The following is a 20,031-nucleotide window of genomic DNA, read 5'->3' on the forward strand; positions in this document are numbered from 1 at the left end:
ATGGAAAAGAAAACATTATTTGATAAAATATGGGATGCCCATGTGGTACGTTCTGTACCCGGTGGGCCTGATGTGTTCTTCATTGATAAGCATTTTATCCATGAAGTGACCAGTCCAGTGGCATTCCTCAATCTTGAAAGACGCGGTGTTGGTGTTTTATATCCGGAAAGGACTATAGCTACTCCTGACCACAATGTGCCTACAGTAGACCAAGACAAAACCATCAAGGATAAACTTTCCCGTATGCAGGTGGAAAGACTCCGGGAAAACTGCAAGAAGTACAATATTGAACTGCATGACCTTGGTTCTGCGCATCATGGCATTGTCCATGTAATCGGTCCGGAATTGGGTGTCACCCAACCGGGAATGACCATTGTCTGTGGAGACAGCCATACTTCTACGCACGGTGCATTTGGTGCGATTGCTTTTGGTATCGGTACTTCTGAGGTTGAAATGGTCTTGGCTACCCAATGCATCATGCAGACGAAAGCCAAAAAAATGAGAATCACGGTGGATGGTGAATTGGGAAGTGGAGTGACTTCAAAAGACATCATTCTTTACATTATCGCGAAGATTTCCGCTGCCGGCGCAACAGGGTATTTTGTGGAATATGCAGGATCGGCCATTAAAAGCCTTAGCATGGAAGCCCGAATGACCATCTGTAACATGAGTATTGAAATGGGTGCAAGGGGTGGACTGATTGCTCCTGATGAAACTACTTTCAACTACCTAAATGGGAAGCAGTATGCTCCAAAAGGTGCGGCTTGGGATAAAGCAGTAGCACATTGGAAAACCCTCAAAACTGATGAAGGGGCTGTTTTTGATAAAGAATATCATTTTGATGGCAACGACATTGAGCCAATGATCACCTATGGTACCAATCCAGGGATGGGAATCAAAGTCAGAGGCTTTATTCCTACCACTGAAGGAATGGAAGGAAGTAACAAAATCTCCTACATGAAGTCATTGGATTATATGGGATTTGCTCCAGGAGAAGCCATCAAAGGCAAAAAAGTAGACTATGTTTTCGTGGGAAGCTGTACCAATGGCAGGATAGAAGATATCCGATCTGTTGCCCAGTTTGTCAAAGGAAAACATAAAGCCGATAACATCACAGCTTGGATTGTTCCCGGATCAAGAGAAGTGGAGAAAATGGCCCATGAAGAAGGTCTGGTAAAGATACTGGAAGATGCAGGTTTTGAATTGCGTCAACCTGGTTGTTCAGCTTGTTTGGCCATGAATGACGATAAAATTCCTTCAGGCAAATATGCCGTTTCCACTTCCAACAGAAACTTTGAGGGAAGACAGGGACCGGGCGCAAGGACTTTATTGGCCAGCCCACTTACAGTTGCAGCAGTGGCGGTAACAGGTGAAATCAGTGATCCGAGAGAGGTGTTTTAATCCAAATCAAAAAAGAAAATGGCTTACGATAAATTTAATAAACTCAAAAGTACAGTAGTCCCATTGCCAGCTGAAAACGTGGATACCGATCAGATTATTCCTGCCCGCTTCTTAAAGGCGACGGAAAGAGAAGGTTTTGGTGACAACCTTTTCCGCGATTGGCGATACGATGTGGAAGGTAACCCCAAAAAAGACTTTGTACTAAATGATCCGACCTATTCCGGCAAAATCCTCTTGGCAGGGAAGAACTTTGGTTCAGGATCAAGTAGAGAGCATGCCGTTTGGGCCCTTTATGATTATGGGTTCAGGTGTGTGGTTTCCAGCTTTTTTGCAGATATCTTTAAAAATAACTGCCTCAATATTGGAGTCCTTCCGGTTACCATCAGTCCTGAGTTTGCAGAAGTCTTGTTCAATGCTGTTGAGGAAAATCCAAGTACAGAAATTGAAATTGATATTGACAAACAGGCCATTACTTTGTTATCAACTGGTCAATATGAGACTTTTGATATCAATTCCTACAAAAAAGAAAACATGAAAAATGGCTTTGATGATATAGATTACCTCCTAAACATCAAGGATGAAATCATCACCTTCGCTGAGAATAAGTAAGGAACTTCTGATCAAAATATTGTCGATTTTTAAATCCAATCCCGATTGCTACGGGACTAAAGTCTAAAATCTACAATCTACAATCTACAATCCAAATGGGTAACAACAGGAAAATAGAAATCATGGATACCACACTGAGGGATGGAGAACAGACCTCAGGAGTTTCTTTCCTGCCTTCAGAAAAGCTTCAGATAGCCAAATTGCTATTGGAAGAACTAAAGGTGGACAGGATTGAGGTGGCATCGGCCAGGGTTTCGGAAGGTGAAATGGAAGGGGTGAAAAAAATTACCCAATGGGCTTCTGAAAAAGGATATTTAGACCGAGTTGAGGTTTTGGGATTCGTGGATACTCCGGCTTCTGTGAACTGGATTTTAGAATCCGGGGCACAGGTGATGAACCTTTTGACAAAGGGTTCAGAAAATCATCTTACCCATCAATTGAAAAAAACACCTGAGGCGCATTTTGAAGATATCCGGAAAAGCGTGGAATATGCCCAATCCAAAAAGGTATGCGTCAATGTCTATTTGGAAGATTGGAGTAATGGAATGAGGAATTCCATGAATTATACCATGGATTTGATTGGTCAATTGACACAATTGCCTGTTCGTAGAATCATGTTACCGGATACTTTGGGACTTTTACATCCTAGGGAAGTCTCGCATTTTATCAAATTGATCACTTCCGAATACGCGGATACCCACTTTGATTTTCATGCCCATAATGATTATGACCTTTCTGTAGCCAACGTGCTCGAAGCCATTTATAATGGAATTTCGGGAATCCATACTACTGTCAACGGTTTGGGAGAAAGGGCCGGAAATGCACCTTTAGAATCGGTTATAGCTGTTTTAAAGGACTTTACTGATTTCAGATTGAGTGTAAAGGAAAACAAGATCTTTAGGGTAAGTAAGTTGGTGGAACAATTTTCCGGACAACATATACCATCCAACAAACCTGTTGTTGGGGAAAATGTATTCACCCAGACTGCAGGCATACATGCTGATGGAGACAATAAAAAGAATCTTTATTTTAATGATCTCCTTCCCGAACGCTTTGGAAGGCAACGGAAATATGCTTTGGGAAAAACCTCAGGCAAAGCCAATATTGTCAAGAATATCCAGGAATTGGGGATTTCCCTAGAACCCGATGAACTTACCAAAGTAACCCAGAGAATTATTGAATTGGGGGATAAAAAGGAGCGGGTCACCACAGAGGATTTACCTTACATCATCTCAGACGTACTTCAAAACAACTCCATATCTCATAATATCTTTATCGAAGGCTATAACCTCAGTCATTCCAAAGGCCTCAGACCAACTGTTCAATTGAAGATCAGCATCAATGGCGAAAGCTATGAGGAAGGTTCATCAGGGGATGGTCAATATGACGCTTTTATGAAGGCCTTGAAAAAGATCTACAAATCTATCAACAGGGAATTACCAAAACTGGTCAATTATCATGTGACCATTCCACCAGGGGGGAAAACAGATGCCTTTGTGGAAACGGTTATTACCTGGGAATATGGGAAGATATTTAAAACCAAAGGTCTTGACAGTGACCAAACTGTAGCAGCATTAAAAGCAACAGAGAAAATGCTCAATATTATTGAGCAGATTAAAATCAATATACCAGGGGATAAAAAAAATCCAAAAGATACCCCAGACCAAGAAAAAACGAACTTTTATGGAAATGAATATCGCGCTATTGCCGGGTGACGGCATCGGCCCTGAAGTAATTGCACAGGCAGTTAAAGTAGTAAATGCTGTCGCCAAAAAATTCAATCACAAAATTACATTTGAGGAAGCACCTGTAGGAGCAACGGCTATTGATCTGACAGGAGATCCATATCCTGATTCCACCCATCAGGTTTGCCTGAGGGCTGATGCCGTTCTTTTTGGAGCCATTGGTGATCCAAAGTATGACAATGATCCTAAGGCAAAGGTCAGGCCTGAACAGGGTCTTTTATCCATGAGGAAGCAATTGGGTTTGTTTGCTAACGTGAGACCGACTTTTACTTTCCCATCTTTGATCCATAAATCTCCTTTGAGATTGGAAAGGGTGGAGGGAGTTGATTTCGTTTTCTTCAGGGAACTGACAGGGGGGATTTACTTTGGAGAACCTAGAGGAAGAAATGAACAAGGTACCAAAGCTTTTGATACCAATGTCTATACCAAAGAGGAAATCACCCGATTGGCAAGAATGGGTTTTGAGGCCGCACAAAAGAGAAGAAAATTACTCACCTGCGTGGATAAAGCCAATGTCTTGGCAACTTCAAGACTATGGAGGGAAACCGTACAGGAATTGGCACCTGAGTATCCTGATGTGAAGGTGGAATATGAATTTGTGGATGCCGTGGCCATGCGCTTGATCCAATGGCCAAAGGCCTATGATGTGTTGATCACAGAAAATCTTTTTGGAGATATTCTGACAGATGAGGCATCTGTGATTTCCGGTTCTATGGGACTGATGCCATCGGCTTCCTTAGGTACCGAGAACAAGCTATTTGAACCCATCCATGGTTCTTATCCACAAGCTGCGGGAAAAGATATTGCCAACCCATTGGCAACCGTGTTATCCGCGGCCATGATGTTTGATTATGCTTTCGATCTCAAAGCTGAGGCACAAGCCATCTCAGATGTCGTCAATAAGTCCTTGGCAGCAGGTATCGTTACAGAGGATATTGCTGAAGGCGGAAAAGCCTTTAAAACTTCGGAAGTAGGCGATTGGTTAGCGGAGAATGTTTAGAGATTTGAGACGTTGGATTTGAGATTGAAGATGTAAGACACAAGGCAAAAGATACAAGACGCAAGACATATCCTTGGTTTGATGGATTGCTACTTGAATTTTCTTGTCCTTGTCATTTCGACCATAGGGAGAAATCTGTTAGCCTTGATGTTTACAGAGTTCTCCTGTTGTCGAGGTGGCAAAGATAAGTTTATCGCAAATTTTTAATGCTGTATTTGGATCAAGAGTAACATTGGCCTATACTTTGTCATTTCGTTAGTTAATAAATCATCCTTGAGTACAAAAATAGTTGTTCAATACAATATCTTAAATCAAAAACCCCGGTAACTCAAGCTACCAGGGTTTGGTTGTCTAATGGTTAAATGTTTCTGTTAATCTGCAATTGGGCAATCTATCTTTCTTTCTATATCTCCATGAACAAAGTAGAAGCCTGTATCCGGAACACGTATTGTTGCGGTGTTACTTTGTAAAGCTCCGCTGAACCCACTGAATTGTGTAAATTGAGTATTAGAAGCGAAAACTTTAAGCGCACCGCTTACGATGTTGCCATCAGCATCTTGTGCAAATCTAAAACCTGGATCAAGGGTAACAGTTATTGTTCTAAAGCCTCCATCAGGACCAGAAATGGTAACACTACCTGCTTTTTCCAGTTGCCTGCCATAAACCAGATCAACTCCAGTTATTAATTCACCTCTAGTATTCCACTGAAACCAGGTGGCTGGACGCCTATTAGTAAATGCATTGCCTCTACCAGTAGCAGATTCATCATCATAGCATTCCCTTGTGCAAGGTCTTAATGTTAAAGTAACCATGGTCCTTGTTGCACTTACGCATTCTGTTTCGTCATTTACAGCCTCAGCATAGAAAGTCGCTGTTTGAACCTCGTCTCCGGAAGGATCATATACCAAGGAAGGATCTGTAACCACATTACCACCCGTTGGGGCATCATACCATACGATGCTGACTCCATCTGGAACATCTTTAACCGTAGCTGTAAGTTTACTAAAATCACAGACTTCCTCATCCTGATCTCCACCAGTTGGTGGGCCAGGCAAAGGATTGATAGTCAAGGTGGCGGCATTTGACATTTCACTTGAACAACCGTTTACAAAAGCTGCATAATAGTCAATAGAGCCCACTTCATCCAATATTGGTTCTTCACCTTCTCCAAGTGCTACATATTCACCATTAACTTTTTTGTACCATTGTAGTGTATATCCCTCCGGAATCGTAACACCATCCGCCAATGTGGCTCTCAGTACCAAGTCTTCCACAAAACATTCCTCATCACCTTCCACTATTGGAGCATCAGGCTTTTCCTCCAAGGTATAGCAAAAACGAAGGTTACTTAATGAAGCAGCACCGCCACTACCACCAGCGCCAGGAGAAGCCAATCCAGAATCACCACTAACATCTCCTTCATAGAAATAAACATTGGCATCATTACCACCTTTAACAACAGCTGCAACATATTTAACGCAATATCCTTCTGGAACTTCTATGCTCCATGAAACAAAAGTTCCATCTGTAGTGGCAGTAAGTAAACCAAATGTGGCGGTATTGTTTGTGAATGGTGTATTTATTTGTTCAAACGAATTTTCAAAAGAACCGATGCCGTATGCAGTTGCTACTTCATCACAAGTTCTATTGCCACCACCACTTGTACCGGTTATGATGTATGGTGTTATCCCTCCATCTGAAACTGGTTCCGAAGCAGTTCCTTTTCCTTCTAAAGGAACCCGCGCATTCTCCAATCCTAATCCATAAGGATCCATACTAAATGCGGAGGCTAATTCCTCAGCATTTTCCAGATTAACATCATCAGGCCCTTGGGCCTCAAATTGAGAGCATGCCACCATAAAGGCGACGAGTGCCAGCATCCAAACCTTGTTCAGATTGCCGGCGATTGAAAAGTTTCTCATAAGTGTTGAATTGGTGTTTAATGTTATAATCAAATCTACTAAAAATTATAAAAAACAAAAAATAGTATTTAATATGCAAAAATAATATATTGAAAACTATAAAAATTTTAAATATGATTTTTAAAGGGGAAAATAATATTGTGATGAGTTCTTTTTTAAAGAATAATTTTTTTATAATAATAAACAGATTAATTTTAATTTTTTTAATAATTATTAGTTTTAAAAAAACATCATTTTTATTGATAAAAATCATAATAAATCTTTATCAATAAAAAAATAAAAAGATAGAAGGATTTTAATAATTCGGTTTTTCAAAGACTTTGGGATTTTTAACCAAATTTTAACTTTCATATTTAGTCAATTGTCTTTGAATTTTTCAATTTGAGAATATCGTTCTACTTTTATTGACCTAAACAAATACTTCCCCCAATCCTTTAATGCGGTCCCGACCTTTTACTTACCTATTTTATATTCAATACCTCGGGACAGGTTATCACGGGTGGCAAAAACAGACCGGCGTCAAAACTATTCAAGGGACTTTGGAAAAAGCCTTCCGGTTTATCCTCAGGCATGAAGATTCTATCATCCTCGGTGCAAGCAGGACAGATGCCGGAGTGTCTTGTAACAGGGGAGCTTTCGAATTATTTCTCAAACATGAAATGCCATTTGATCTTCTTGATGCTGTCAATGCAATATTACCCTCGGATATCAGATTATTGGAAGTTCAACCGGCTCCATCCCATTTCAATATCATTCAGGATGTAGCTTACAAGGAATATCATTACAACTTTGCTTTCGGGGAGAAGTTCCATCCTTTTGCAGCAGCAAATTTGGCCTATTTTGTAGGATATCCGGATATTGGATTAATGAAGTTAGGGGCTAAGTTGTTTCAAGGAAAGCACAACTTTCAAAGCTATTGTTCAATTGATAAAGTGAGCGATGACTATTTCAGGGAAATTATAGAGGCGGATATTATCCAACATGCCAATGCAGGATTGGGATTGATTCCCAAGCAGGCATATACCTTCATAGTAAAAGGAAAGGGATTCTTACGGTATCAAATCCGGAAGATGATTACGGTACTGATTGAATTGGGATTGGGAAATTTAAGCTTGGAAGAAATTGCGCAGTCATTGAAAAAACCTGAACTCCAAAACATTCCCATACATGCCCCTGCAAATGGTCTGGTTCTCGAAAAAGTCGAATTTATCAAAAAGGTTGATTCTTTGGGCCTTTAATGTTAATTCTGACACTGATGATGATGATTTTTTCCCACAAAAAAAGAGGGTTAAACCCTCTCTAATTTTCGGTCTTCTAAGCTGCTCCCTACAAATCCCTGAACTGCTCCATCAATTCCTCTGAGATGCCTGTTGTGGAGTATCCGCCATCATGGAAGAGGTTCTGCATGGTGACATATCTAGTGAGGTCTGAAAACATGGTGATGATATAATCCGCACAAGCCTCAGCTGAAGCATTACCTAATGGGGACATGGATTCAGCAAAATTGTAGAAGGCGTCAAACCCGCCGATTCCTGTTCCTGCTGTAGTTTTGGTCGGTGATTGGGAAATAGTATTTACCCTTACTTTCTTCAATTTACCATATCTGTAGCCATATCCTCTGGCAATACTTTCCAATAAAGCTTTGGCATCAGCCATATCTGTATAAAAAGGATAAACCCTTTGTGCAGCGATGTATGACAAACCGAGAATGGAGCCCCATTCATTCATTATATCCATTTTCTCGGCGATATGCATCATTTTGTGAAAAGAAATAGCGGATACATCATAGGATTTATTAACCCAATCATAGTTCAGATCGCCATAGGATCGGCCTTTTCGGATGTTGGGTGACATGCCTATCGAATGCAACAAAAAGTCAAAATTTCCACCCAAATATTCCTTTGATTCGGCATATAATTTTTCAATATCTTCCAAGGAAGTGGCATCGGCAGGAATAATAATAGTATTGCAATGTTCTGCCAATTCTTTGATAGCCCCCATTCTCATCGCAATTGGCGCATTGGTCAGTACAAACTTCGCACCTTGTTCGTGAGCTTTCAAAGCAGCTTTCCAAGCAATGGAGTTTTCATCTAAGGCTCCTGTGATGATTCCTAGCTTTCCTTTCAATAAATTCTCAGGCATAATATATCGTTTTGGTTGGTTTTAAATCAAAGGGTAAAAATAGGGAAAAATTTAAGATTTGAGAGGGGAGGGGAGAGATTTGAGATGAGAGATGCGAGGATTAGATTCAAGAGCCAAGAGCCAAGAGCCAAGATACAAGAACCAAGAGGGTTTGAATAGAGATTTCAGAAAGAGATGAGAGATGATGGGGTGCCATCATTGCGATTCCCCAATATTTATAAAATGTTGATTACTACCAATGATAGAATTCTGATTTGCCCCTCGGCAAGCTCGGGGAACGGAGAATCTGGTTAATAAAGGTGGGGGTGGGAAAAGCGGCGGCGCCGCTTTTCCCACCCCCACCTCTCAACTAGACGACCCCGGTGGCCGAGCTTGCCGAGGCCAGATGGGTTTAACCTGATGTCATTCCTTTTCTTAAGATTTTCAAAATATTGGGGACTCGGGAAGACGCCTGAATCAAATAGCGCATCTTAAACACCTCCCTACCTCTCCAACAACTCCCTAGCATTTTCAAATGCTGTATTGGATGGATTTTCTCCGGCTATCATTTTGGCAATTTCGAGGATTCTTTCCTCTCCTTGGAGCAATTTGATCTTGCTGATGGTTTTTTCGGAACTGTTGTCTTTATAAACAAAATAATGCTGATTGCCTTTTGCGGCCACTTGGGGGAGGTGACTGATACAGATTACCTGATGTTTTTTGGCAATATCCTGCATCATGCGTACCATTTGAAGTGCTACCTCTCCGGAGACTCCTGTGTCTATTTCATCAAAAATAAGAGTAGGAAGAGCCATTTTATCAGCCATAATGTATTTGATGGCAAAAATCAAACGGGAAAATTCACCGCCTGAGGCCACTTGTTTTAAGGCTTGAGGTTTGACACCCTTGTTGGCTGAAAAAAGAATGTCGATTTTATCCAGACCGTTTTTTGTGGGACTGGTTTTTTCATGGGAGAAATCGATTTGGGCGTTCTCCATTCCAAGTTGGTGTAATAAGGAAGCAAGTTGATTTGAAAAAGGAAGAAATGCTGACATCCTTTTTTTTGACAGTGCATCTCCCTTTTCCATTAATTCCTTTTCTGCAAGTTCCTTTTCTTTTTGAAGTTTTTCCAAAGCATCATCCAAGTTTTCTACCTGAAATACCTTGTCTGCTAATTCTTTTTCCAACTCCATCAATCCCTCAACAGAATCGACCCCGTGTTTTTGTTGTAAGTGATATATTTTGCTTAATCTTTCCCTTACAATTTCCAGTTTTTCAAAATCCACTTCAATGAGCCCATCTTCTTCTTCCATACTTTCGGCAATATCCTTCAACTCTATCAAAACACTTTTGAATCTTTCCCCATAAGGTTCGAATTTATGAGCAAATCTTGTCAATTGCTGAATACTTTGATTGGCCGACGCCAAAGTCTTTAATCCACCGAACTCCTCATCATTCAACTGGGAAAGTATTTCCTGTATTTTGGATTTAATATCCTCAGCATTTTCCAGGATCTCCTGTTCATTTTCCAAATCCAATTGTTCACCTTCCACCAATCGGAGGACCGAAAGCTCTTCCAATTGGAATTTATTGAAATCAGCTTCTTTCTTTAATTCCAAGGCTTCCAGAGACAATTTATCCAAAGATTTTTTAGCAGCTTGAAATTTTAAGTAGGACAAAAGGTATGCATCATGTTCAGTTTTATTCGATGAAAAAGCGTCTACCAATCCGAGTTGGTATTCCCCATCCCCCAAAAGCAGGTTATCGTGCTGGGAATGAATATCCATAAGATACTTACCCAAATCTTTGAGGGTTTCCAATCTTACAGGCGTATCATTGATAAATGCCCGGGATTTTCCTGAAGGGCTTATTTCTCTTCGAATGATTGATTCCTTTTCAAAGTCCAGGTCTTCATTCTTGAAAAAATCCTCCAGCCCATAATCCTGAATGGAGAAATTCCCTTCTACCACACATTTTTTGTCAGTATCGAGCAGAGTCTTAATATCTGCTCTGTTTCCCAACAAAAGTCCTACTGCACCAAGCATAATGGATTTACCCGCACCTGTTTCACCAGTAATCATATTCAGATATGGACTGGGCTCCATTTCTAAATTTTGAATCAGTGCATAGTTTGCAATGGTGAGGGATTTGAGCATTTTTTGGTTTAATATTCAGAAAAACAAACTTAACAAAAATGTCCTTAACCTTTCAAAAGATCGTTGTATCTCCTTGAATTATTAGGATCAAGCCGTAAAAGCAATTCTACAGCCTGAGTTCGGATTTCTTTGGGTGCATTTTTCAGTATCTTACTGATTTCATCGCTTTTGGCGTCAATAAATGCAATGGTGAAGATGCTGTTGGGTTGGGCTTCATTTGCTTCAGCCACCAACTTTATGGCCTGAAGTATATTCTGATATCCTTCTTCAGGATTTGTCAGAATAACATCCATTCCTTTTCTGTGGTAAAGGTAGATTGCCTCTCTGATACTGCTGAAAACAGAGGAAGTATATATATCATTGATCAGCCAATACCGGTTTCTCCTGTCATTAGGGCTAGGTCCCCATCCCGGTCTGGGAGATTGCTGGGCGTTATTGACGATTGTGTTGGCTATTTCAAAATATGGATCGCCCCCTCTTAAGGAAAAGCTGTCATAATCAAATCCTAATGAAATATAGGCATAGTATGCAAGCAGAGAGCTGATGTTATTTAAAAATGAGAAGCGGTTGAACTCAAGAGGCTGGGATTGAAGAAATTCAAAAGACCAGTTCCGGTCAATAAAATTCATGACCAAGCTCTCATAATTTGTGCCATAGATTGGTCTGACAGTCTGAATCTGTACGGTAGCATTGTAAAACCCAACTTGAGGCATGTCACTGATGGTAATCAATAAATTGCCTTTGATTCTTTCATTGGGTTGAAATTTGTCATTTGTCCATGATCTGCCATTTAAGAACTGTTCAAAATTGACTTTCATGTCTGTAAAAATTGCAGTCTCTTGGGTCCTTGCCCTGTCGCTGTTAATAATTACTGTGAAATTCAGTTCCTGACTGAAACCTGAAAGATTGCAGAGAAAAAATAAAAACAAAACAAATATTATCCTCACGTTGAATTTCATCTTTAAAGATAACGATAATTCAATACTCAGATTTTAACAGGGATGTTTTTTATTCCTTCCAAAATAAGTTCTGCGATTTGTTTTTTTGGAAGGACATTTGAGATTAAAGATCGGCCATCCTCAAAAAACAGACTGACCTTGTTGGTATCCAATTGGAATCCAGCCCCGGTATCTTTCATAGAGTTGAGGACAATCATATCAAAATTTTTCTTGGTAAGTTTAGCCTTGGCATTGAATTCCTCATTTTCTGTTTCCAGAGCAAAACCAATGTGGATTTGATGAGGTTTTTTCAGTTTACCTAAAGAAAGGGCAATATCAACGTTTTTAACAAGGTCCAAGGTCATTCCCTCTCCTTCTTTCTTGATCTTTTCTGATGCGATATCTTTGGGGGCATAATCAGCCACTGCAGCAGCAAAAACACATATATCCATTTGGGAATGAAGATTGGATGCCGACTGATACATATCCCTAGCACTTTTTACCGGATATATTTTTATATTGGGGTTGCTTGGTTTTTTGGCACCTACTCCCAAAACAAGGTAAACTTCGCCGCCTTTGTCAGCAAATGCATCAGCTATAGCTGCTCCCATTTTTCCGGAAGAATGATTGCTGATGAATCTTACGGGGTCAATTGCCTCCTGGGTAGGTCCTGAGGTAATTAGGATTTTTTTTCCTGCAAAAATCCCATTCTTGGAAAAGTGACCTATGACATGTTCAAGAATATGTTCCGGTTCCATTAATCTTCCAAATCCTGATAGACCGCTCGCAAGTTCACCATCTTCAGCATCAAGGATTAAATTACCGAAACTCAACAATTTTTCCAGGTTACTCTTAACAGATGGATGCTGATACATATCCAGATCCATGGCAGGAGCGATCATTACCGGGCATCTTGAAGATAGATAGGTAGCAGACAAAAGGTTATCACAGATACCGTTCGCAAATTTGGAAATCGTATTGGCAGAAATGGGAGCTATCAAAAATAAATCTGCCCAAAGACCCAACTCTACGTGATTTGTCCATTTTCCAGACTTTGGGTCATGAAATTGATGGTGAACTGCGTTTTTGGAAAGGGTAGCCAAGGTCAATGGGGTAATGAAATCAAGGGCGGAAGTACTCATTACGACCTGAACTTCCGCACCTTCTTTGACCAATAGTCTAACTAGTATTGCTGATTTATAGGCAGCAATACTACCTGTGACTCCTAATAATATACGCTTTCCTTTAAGTTGCATTATTCACCTTCGGTGGTTGTATCAGGATGTCTGAAATATAACTTCTTCTCCATGAATTCCTCCATAGCCAAAGTTGATGGTTTTGGCATTCTTTCATAGAATTTGGAAATTTCAATTTGTTCTTTGTTTTCAAATACTTCTTCAAGATTATCGACAGTGGAAGCAAACTCAGAAAGCTTATTGTTGAGTTCTTCTTTCATGGTAGAAGAAATCTGTTTTGCTCTTTGAGATACAATATGAATGGATTCATAAAGATTTCCGGTTGGTTCCGAAACCTTATCCAAATCTCTGGTGATAATTGATGGATTGATTGCCATATGATTAGTTATTTATAATTTCATTAAGTTAGTTGTTCTCTGCCTCTTTGGCAGCCTGAGCTTTCGCTAATTGTTCCTCGTAATCTTTTTTGATTTTTAAGTGGGCTACTAAGAGCGTTTCAGATTCCTTTACGAGGGTATTTATTTGACCCAAATATTTACTTTCAGGATATTTTCTTATGAACTGATCTGCATATTTGCTTACCTCCTTCAGTCTTTCTTCTTTCTTGTCGAAAACACTCCTTTCTCCATATTTCAATGCAACCTCAATCAATTTGAATCCCAATTCCTCATTGTGCTTACTGTCCGGGTAGTTTTTAGCGAAGTTTTGAAAATTAATCAAGCAAGCACGGTAAAATTCACCGGGGTATAATCCCTCTGTTAATCTCAGATACAATATGGATTCCTGATAGGCTTTTTCCTCAAACCTTACCTGAAGGTCATCAATCATATCCGTAGCTCTTTCAAAAGAATCAGATTCTGGGAACCTGCTCAAAAAAAGCTGTATGGCATTGACGGCATCCCTACTGCTTTTTTGGTCAAGATTGTAATCCGGCGCGTCCAAATACAGGGAATAAGCATTCATAAACAATGCTTCTTCTGCAAGTGGGCTTCTATTGTAAGTCTGATAAAATGAATTGAAATATCCTGCTGCTTCAATATATCTTTTTAGTCTAAAGTGACAATAGGCATAATTGAAGTCTGCAAGTTCTGCTTTCTCACTTCCGCGAATTACAGGGAGTACTCTATCATACAAAATAATGGCTTTGCTGTATTCTTCTGCATTATAGTATGTATTGGCGGATTCATAAAGTTCTTCCCAATTGGTGCTTTTCTCTAATTTGTAAAACTTTCCGCAGGAAGAAAGTCCCAAAAGGACAACAAATAAGGATAGAAATAGAGAGAGATTTTTCATTATTTTTCGAGGCGCAAATATAAGGGAATATTAATATTTATCCAATTATACCTGGAACAGACTGGTTTTACTTTTTAACAACGAGTTTTTTGGTGACTATATTCTTGTTGTCAACATATAAAGTGTAAAAATAAACTCCCGGATTGAAGTTTGCCACGTTGATAACAAGGCTTTTACTTACCGGGTCAAGAATGTATTCTGCCACAGGATTGCCTATAAAACTATTGATCGATATTTTAGCTACTGCATTTGGATTCTTAAAATCATAATCAATTTGGGCTATCCTATTGCTGGGGTTAGGATATATACTTCCGATAGAAATATCCTTATGATTAGTTTCTTCAACGCTGGGATTGAAGACATCGTAGACCGCTTCAATTACAAAAACATCCCTTAAATTTTCTGAGTTGACGAAATGCAGATCAAAATTCCCTCTGGTTTCGGTTATGCCCAAATCAAATTCTAAATATAGGTCTGTAAAAATCTCGTTTGGAGATAGCGTTAGTTTGATTTTTGATAAATCTTTCTTTGGATCAAAACATTTGTCAGCGATACAGATTTTAATATTCTGCGAGGAACCTACATTTCCACGTAAAAATTTCAGAAAATATTCATTTTCCTGATTGCTTTCATTTTGAATGATCAGGGATTTGCGTTGTGACGAACCTATTTTCCCACTGAATTCTGTATTTTCAGACAATACTCTCACCTGAGCTCCTACGTGCGTAGAAAGAATAAAAGTTAAAATAAATAGGAGAGGTAAAAAGGATTTCATGTAAATTTTTATCTATAGGCCAATTACTTTTTGATATTTAATTGAATATAAGTACGTATAAAATTAACACTTAGGTTTCATGAATATATGCATTTACGGTTAAAATTTGTTAACCATTATAAAATTTTTTTTACTTGTAGCCGTTGAAGATTTTTCAGATCCACCTGTCAAAAATCGTTTAAATGACTTTATTCCCTTTTATTAAGTTTTTCCTTTAATAATTTTTGTATTTCCTCCTCTTTCGGATAGGGAATTAGAGCATCCGGTTCATTGAAAAAATTAAATTCATTTTCCTCTCTTTTTTTAGGAGTCCTCCAGGAATTGATGATTTCCATGTTGGGTTTTTCACTTTCTCTCCAATTAAAACCCTCGAGTTGCTTCTCATCTTCCTCTAAAATATGGGGTGGTTTGAAGGATCCTTCAGGCTGTACCAGCCAATTTGTTTTGACAAGCTTACCATCATCAAAAAACATAATGATATTAGCGCACAGCATTTTATTCATTCCTCTCATGGTAGAATCCCCAATTAGGTCAAAATAAATTGATTCGCCATTTCCCTGAATATGAAGTTTGCTGATTTTTTGGTCTGTGAAATAGCCGGTCATTTTCCGTCCCTTCATCTGATTGAAATTACCGATAGTATCCATGGTTACACTGAAGGCCTTTTGGATAAGATGAACTTCATCAATTTCTTCATTTGCTATCAAGAATCGGATGCTGTCGGCGGATATCTGACTCTTATTGTCCCATAGAATAGGATCATTGTATAAATGCATCGTAGAGTCAGAATATATGTATGCCAAAGAATCAGATTTGCCATGTAATCCGGATTTTATCAATTGGACCTTATGAAAGGCCAATAGATGCCTTTCTTCCGCATTTTCGCTATCCTGCGAAATCAAGGTGTCTGCAATCATAAATAATGTATCGGTCTCAAAATATTTCCTGACCAGGGAATTACCATAAACGATGCTGTATTTCCTGTCTTCCCAATATTTCCCCTCCTCCCCGAATATTTCAATATTTCGCTCCTTGTTCAGCAAACTGACATTGACTCTACCCTCAAAATATTTTTGATTTTCATCATAGTATAAAGTCTCCGCATAGACCTTGGTGGTTTCGGTTTCAACATCCCCGTCAAAGAATCTGAAAATTTTGCGTTCAGTATCATAAAAACTCCCTTTTTGTGCATTCAGTTTTTCACCGTCCTTGGATACAATGTTGGTGATCCCAATTGTCTCCGAAGTTTTGGGTACTGTCTTATAGATCAGAAAGTTGGTTTTAAGTGTGTAATCAGGGTTGATCAAAATAACATTATCGGTAAAAGTAATTTTCTCAAGACTTGTTTCATAAACCCCTTTATTGCTGGTCAGTACATTTGTGCTGTCAATTACTTTACCATCATTGAAGTAGTTGGCAATGCCTGTGGATCTGTCATAATCCAAAAAATCAGTATATAGTGTCGTAGACTCATTTTTGAAAACCACGTTGTTCCTTAATTTTGCAATTTTGGTATTCCCATCATATTCAGCGTACCTGCTTGAAGTGGTAATTGGGTCATTTTGATCTTCAATCCTGACATTTCCATATAGAATTGCTTTGTTTTCATTCCTGTAGAAATGAGCGGAATCACAGTATATCAGGGAATTTTGATGTTTCATCCTGACGTTTTCAAGTAGTCTTTCAAAACCAGTGGCACCTTGCAATAATTCTGCATTCTGAATCTCCAATACGTTTTGAGCAACAGATACCTGAATTATGATTAAAAAAAATAAGCAGAGCAGAAAATATGGTTTTTTGATCATTAGATTTGGAATCAGCCCCAAAATTAACCAAAAATGGTATTTTTGAATTATGGAAGACCTTTTTAAAACACATATACGCTCGAAAAATATTTTGGATTTAAATAAATCGTATCTGTTGGCTATCAGTGGCGGTATTGATAGTGTTTGCTTGGGCCATTTATTATTCAGATCGGGTTATTCTTTTTCTTTGGGGCACGTCAATTTTCAATTGAGGGGGAAAGAAAGTGATCAGGATGAAGCTTTTGTCAGAGATCTTGCCCAAGCATGGAATGTCCCTTTTTTTGTCAAAAAAACAAATAAAAAGCAATTCATGTCATCCGGAATTTCCACTCAAATGGGAGCTCGGGATTTCAGATATCAATGGTTTGATGAACTCCTAAAAGAAAATGGATTTGATGGAATTTTGGTGGCACATCAATTTGAAGATCAGATTGAAACTGTATTTCTCAATCTTTTAAGAGGGACGGGTATCGAGGGCGTTTATGGAATGGCTGACAAAAGAGGAAATATTATCCGCCCACTTCTTCCTTTTTCAAGAATTCAGATTACGGGGTTTATGGAAGAAAACGGATACGCTTGGAGGAATGACAGCAGTAATTATGACAATGATTATAAGCGTAATCTTCTTCGAAATCGGGTGTTGCCCACTTTGAGTGAGGATTTTGAAGGGGGATTACAGACCCTGGATCTGAGTTTTAAAAGATTGAAAGATACAGGTAAGGCATTTTTTGAATTGTTTGAAACCTGGAAAAAGGATCACATAAAATCCGAAAATGACTATCAATATCTTGAAATCAGTGCTATAAAATCAATGCCGGGCAGGCAGTCTTTGGTTTATTATTGGCTGAGGGATTACGGGTTTTCCTACTTTGATGTGCAGGATATGCTACAGTCCATTGACTTGAATGTTCTGGGCAAAGTGTTTTATGCAGGGCAGTATATTTTGAATAAGGATAGGGATTTATTGATTTTGGGAAAAAATGATTTTGAATGGGATCCATTGGAAATCCATTTGCATGATATTGAAATGAATACCAAAAACCTTAAGTTTGATATTTTGCATTTGGAAGAAAAATTCGAAATAGTAAAGTCTTCCGAAAGTGCCATGCTTGATCTGGAAAAACTGGAGTTTCCCCTGTTGGTAAAAAAATGGGAATATGGAGACCGATTTATTCCATTAGGAATGGAGAATGAAAAAAAAATCAGTGATTTATTGGTAGATTTGAAAGTGCCATTGATCCAGAAAAAACAAGTGTTGGTGCTTTGGTCAGGAGGAAAGATTGCATGGGTCATTGGTTTGAGGATCAGTGAGGAATTTAAATGCAGTCAATCCACCAAGAAGGTGTTGTATTTCAAAAAGATATAAAATGATCAATCCGTTTTCTAAAACTTTCAATGAGAGAGAATTGGAAATTTTCCAGTTTCTATCCCAGATTAGACTTTTTGAAAAACTGAAGAATTCCGAGATGGCAAGATTTCTATCAGCTATTCATTACAGGAAATATCTTAAAGATGAAGTAATTTTTTTTAGGGGTGATCCCAGCCATGCACTTTATATCGTAAAGTCCGGACTCATAAATCTTACTTTGGATATCAAAGATGATTTTGAGGTGATCAAGGAGGTGAGGAAAATGGAAGCGTTTGGCGAGAATTCTTTAATCGAAAATACCAAAAGAATTTACACAGCTGTTGTTAGTTCAGAACAGTCGGAATTGATGGTGATTCCTTATTTTGCAACCCAGGAAATTTTTGATAACCACCCGAAGATTCAGGCAAAAATGATGACATCTCTCTCCGAGATTTACAACGAAAACAACCACAGACTATTTAAATCCTACAAAAACTCTCTAGGATTTTTTAATCTGGGTGAGATGTTCGAATCCAAAGACAAAATGTAAGGTTTTCTCAGTTTCAAAAATCCCTTTTCCAAAGTCCAGTGAATTCTATTTTATGCCATCGGAAGATTTAATTAAAGGATTGAATAAAAGAACTATAGTATTTAGCAAAAGTCCTTGTTCGTTTTAGAAGTTATCAGGAGTATAATTTTATAAAACAGCCTTTGTTTAATAACTTAGCGCCACTTTTAAAAGAATGTTGAAAACTTAAAACAATCATAAAATCATGACAAAAGTAACCGTAGTAGGTGCCGGAAACGTAGGCGCTACATGCGCAGATGTATTGGCGTATAGAGAAATTGCAGAGGAAATCGTATTGGTGGACATCAAAGAAGGTATGGCTGAGGGTAAAGCTTTGGATATCTGGCAAAAGGCTCCTATCAATCAATATGACAGTAGGACTGTGGGAAGTACCAACGATTACAGCAAAACAGCGAACTCCGATGTTGTGGTAATCACTTCAGGTCTTCCCAGGAAACCAGGAATGACCAGGGATGACCTGATAGAAACCAATGCAGGCATCGTAAAATCTGTCACTGAAAATGTAGTGAAACATTCTCCTAATGCTATCATCATTGTAGTTTCCAATCCTTTGGATGTGATGACCTATCAAGCTCACATTACCTCTAAATTGCCAAGAACAAAAGTATTGGGAATGGCCGGTATCTTAGATACAGCCAGGTATAGGGCATTTCTTGCAGAGGAATTGAATATCTCAGGAAAAGAAATCCAGGCCATTTTAATGGGTGGTCACGGAGATACAATGGTCCCTCTACCAAGGTACACCACCGTGGCAGGTATTCCTGTGACAGAATTGATTGACAAGCAAAAACTTGATGCTATTATTGAAAGGACAAAGTTTGGTGGGGGTGAACTGGTCAAACTTATGGGTACTTCAGCTTGGTATGCACCTGGTGCTGCCGCTGCGCAAATGGTAGAATCAATTTTGAAAAACCAAAGAAGGGTATTCCCGGTTTGTATCAAACTTGACGGAGAATATGGAATAGACGATTGTTATTTGGGAGTTCCCGTTATTCTTGGTAAAAATGGGGTTGAAAAAGTGTTGGAGCTTGACCTAAACGCAGAAGAAAAGGCTTTATTGGAAGTTTCCCGAGGCCATGTAAAAGAGGTGATGGCAGTTCTCGATAAGCTATCATCAAAATAATTCTATTTCA

Annotated in this window: 17 protein-coding genes; 8 read left to right on the forward strand and 9 right to left on the reverse strand. The window is 38.9% G+C overall.

Annotated elements, in window-relative coordinates; all coding sequences use genetic code 11:
• The 4 genes from leuC to leuB all read left to right on the forward strand — a co-directional run bounded on the left by leuC (position 1) and on the right by leuB (position 4,755).
• Positions 1-1,401, forward strand: a complete 1,401-nt coding sequence (gene leuC / locus B9A52_RS10280; protein ID WP_084120364.1) for a 3-isopropylmalate dehydratase large subunit — start codon at positions 1-3, stop codon at positions 1,399-1,401.
• Between the two features lie 18 nt (positions 1,402-1,419).
• A complete protein-coding gene (gene leuD, locus B9A52_RS10285) occupies positions 1,420-2,010 on the forward strand; it encodes a 3-isopropylmalate dehydratase small subunit (protein WP_084120367.1) in 591 nt (196 codons plus the stop codon).
• A 95-nt stretch (positions 2,011-2,105) separates the two neighbouring features.
• Positions 2,106-3,725 (forward strand): alpha-isopropylmalate synthase regulatory domain-containing protein, encoded by a 1,620-nt coding sequence (locus B9A52_RS10290; RefSeq protein ID WP_084120369.1) that lies wholly within the window; start codon positions 2,106-2,108, stop codon positions 3,723-3,725.
• Complete coding sequence (gene leuB, locus B9A52_RS10295) at positions 3,694-4,755, forward strand: 3-isopropylmalate dehydrogenase (RefSeq protein WP_084120371.1); 1,062 nt, start codon at positions 3,694-3,696, stop codon at positions 4,753-4,755. Before B9A52_RS10290 ends, leuB begins: the two co-directional genes overlap by 32 nt.
• A 371-nt stretch (positions 4,756-5,126) precedes the next feature.
• Here leuB and B9A52_RS10300 read toward each other — a convergent pair whose 3' ends face one another.
• Positions 5,127-6,677: an immunoglobulin domain-containing protein gene (locus B9A52_RS10300; protein WP_157370121.1), complete on the reverse strand. Its 1,551-nt coding sequence runs from the start codon at positions 6,675-6,677 to the stop codon at positions 5,127-5,129.
• Positions 6,678-7,114: 437 nt separating this feature from the next.
• Here B9A52_RS10300 and truA point away from each other — a divergent pair, with 437 nt between their 5' ends.
• Positions 7,115-7,915, forward strand: a complete 801-nt coding sequence (gene truA / locus B9A52_RS10310) for a tRNA pseudouridine(38-40) synthase TruA (RefSeq protein ID WP_084120377.1) — start codon at positions 7,115-7,117, stop codon at positions 7,913-7,915.
• Positions 7,916-8,003: 88 nt separating this feature from the next.
• Here truA and B9A52_RS10315 read toward each other — a convergent pair whose 3' ends face one another.
• The 8 genes from B9A52_RS10315 to B9A52_RS10350 all read right to left on the reverse strand — a co-directional run bounded on the left by B9A52_RS10315 (position 8,004) and on the right by B9A52_RS10350 (position 16,961).
• Positions 8,004-8,819, reverse strand: a complete 816-nt coding sequence (locus B9A52_RS10315) for an enoyl-ACP reductase FabI (RefSeq protein ID WP_084120378.1) — start codon at positions 8,817-8,819, stop codon at positions 8,004-8,006.
• 482 nt (positions 8,820-9,301) lie between these two features.
• A complete protein-coding gene (recN, locus tag B9A52_RS10320) occupies positions 9,302-10,954 on the reverse strand; it encodes a DNA repair protein RecN (RefSeq protein WP_084120380.1) in 1,653 nt (550 codons plus the stop codon).
• Positions 10,955-10,998: 44 nt separating this feature from the next.
• Positions 10,999-11,913 carry a type IX secretion system protein PorD gene (gene porD / locus B9A52_RS10325; RefSeq protein ID WP_084120382.1) on the reverse strand — a complete coding sequence of 305 codons (915 nt, stop codon included), beginning with the start codon at positions 11,911-11,913 and terminating at the stop codon, positions 10,999-11,001.
• 26 nt (positions 11,914-11,939) lie between these two features.
• A complete protein-coding gene (gene coaBC, locus B9A52_RS10330; protein WP_084120384.1) occupies positions 11,940-13,148 on the reverse strand; it encodes a bifunctional phosphopantothenoylcysteine decarboxylase/phosphopantothenate--cysteine ligase CoaBC in 1,209 nt (402 codons plus the stop codon).
• A complete protein-coding gene (locus B9A52_RS10335) occupies positions 13,148-13,465 on the reverse strand; it encodes a DNA-directed RNA polymerase subunit omega (RefSeq protein ID WP_084120386.1) in 318 nt (105 codons plus the stop codon). The genes coaBC and B9A52_RS10335 overlap by 1 nt, the downstream gene beginning before the upstream one ends.
• Before the next feature lie 28 nt (positions 13,466-13,493).
• Positions 13,494-14,381 carry an outer membrane protein assembly factor BamD gene (locus B9A52_RS10340; protein WP_084120388.1) on the reverse strand — a complete coding sequence of 296 codons (888 nt, stop codon included), beginning with the start codon at positions 14,379-14,381 and terminating at the stop codon, positions 13,494-13,496.
• A 67-nt stretch (positions 14,382-14,448) separates the two neighbouring features.
• Positions 14,449-15,156, reverse strand: coding sequence for a T9SS type A sorting domain-containing protein (locus tag B9A52_RS10345; protein WP_084120390.1), 708 nt, complete (start codon positions 15,154-15,156; stop codon positions 14,449-14,451).
• A gap of 188 nt (positions 15,157-15,344) precedes the next feature.
• On the reverse strand, positions 15,345-16,961 hold the full coding sequence (locus tag B9A52_RS10350; protein ID WP_084120392.1) for an OstA-like protein: 1,617 nt from the start codon (positions 16,959-16,961) through the stop codon (positions 15,345-15,347).
• Positions 16,962-17,010: 49 nt separating this feature from the next.
• Between B9A52_RS10350 and tilS the strand changes: the two genes are divergently transcribed.
• The 3 genes from tilS (at position 17,011) to mdh (ending at position 20,021) form a co-directional block, all read left to right on the forward strand.
• Complete coding sequence (tilS, locus tag B9A52_RS10355) at positions 17,011-18,327, forward strand: tRNA lysidine(34) synthetase TilS (RefSeq protein ID WP_084120394.1); 1,317 nt, start codon at positions 17,011-17,013, stop codon at positions 18,325-18,327.
• 1 nt (position 18,328) lies between these two features.
• Positions 18,329-18,859: a Crp/Fnr family transcriptional regulator gene (locus B9A52_RS10360; RefSeq protein ID WP_084120396.1), complete on the forward strand. Its 531-nt coding sequence runs from the start codon at positions 18,329-18,331 to the stop codon at positions 18,857-18,859.
• Positions 18,860-19,082: 223 nt separating this feature from the next.
• A complete protein-coding gene (mdh, locus tag B9A52_RS10365) occupies positions 19,083-20,021 on the forward strand; it encodes a malate dehydrogenase (protein ID WP_084120398.1) in 939 nt (312 codons plus the stop codon).
• The last annotated feature ends 10 nt before the right edge of the window (positions 20,022-20,031 follow it).

Source organism: Aquiflexum balticum DSM 16537 (assembly GCF_900176595.1).
Lineage (GTDB): Bacteria > Bacteroidota > Bacteroidia > Cytophagales > Cyclobacteriaceae > Aquiflexum > Aquiflexum balticum.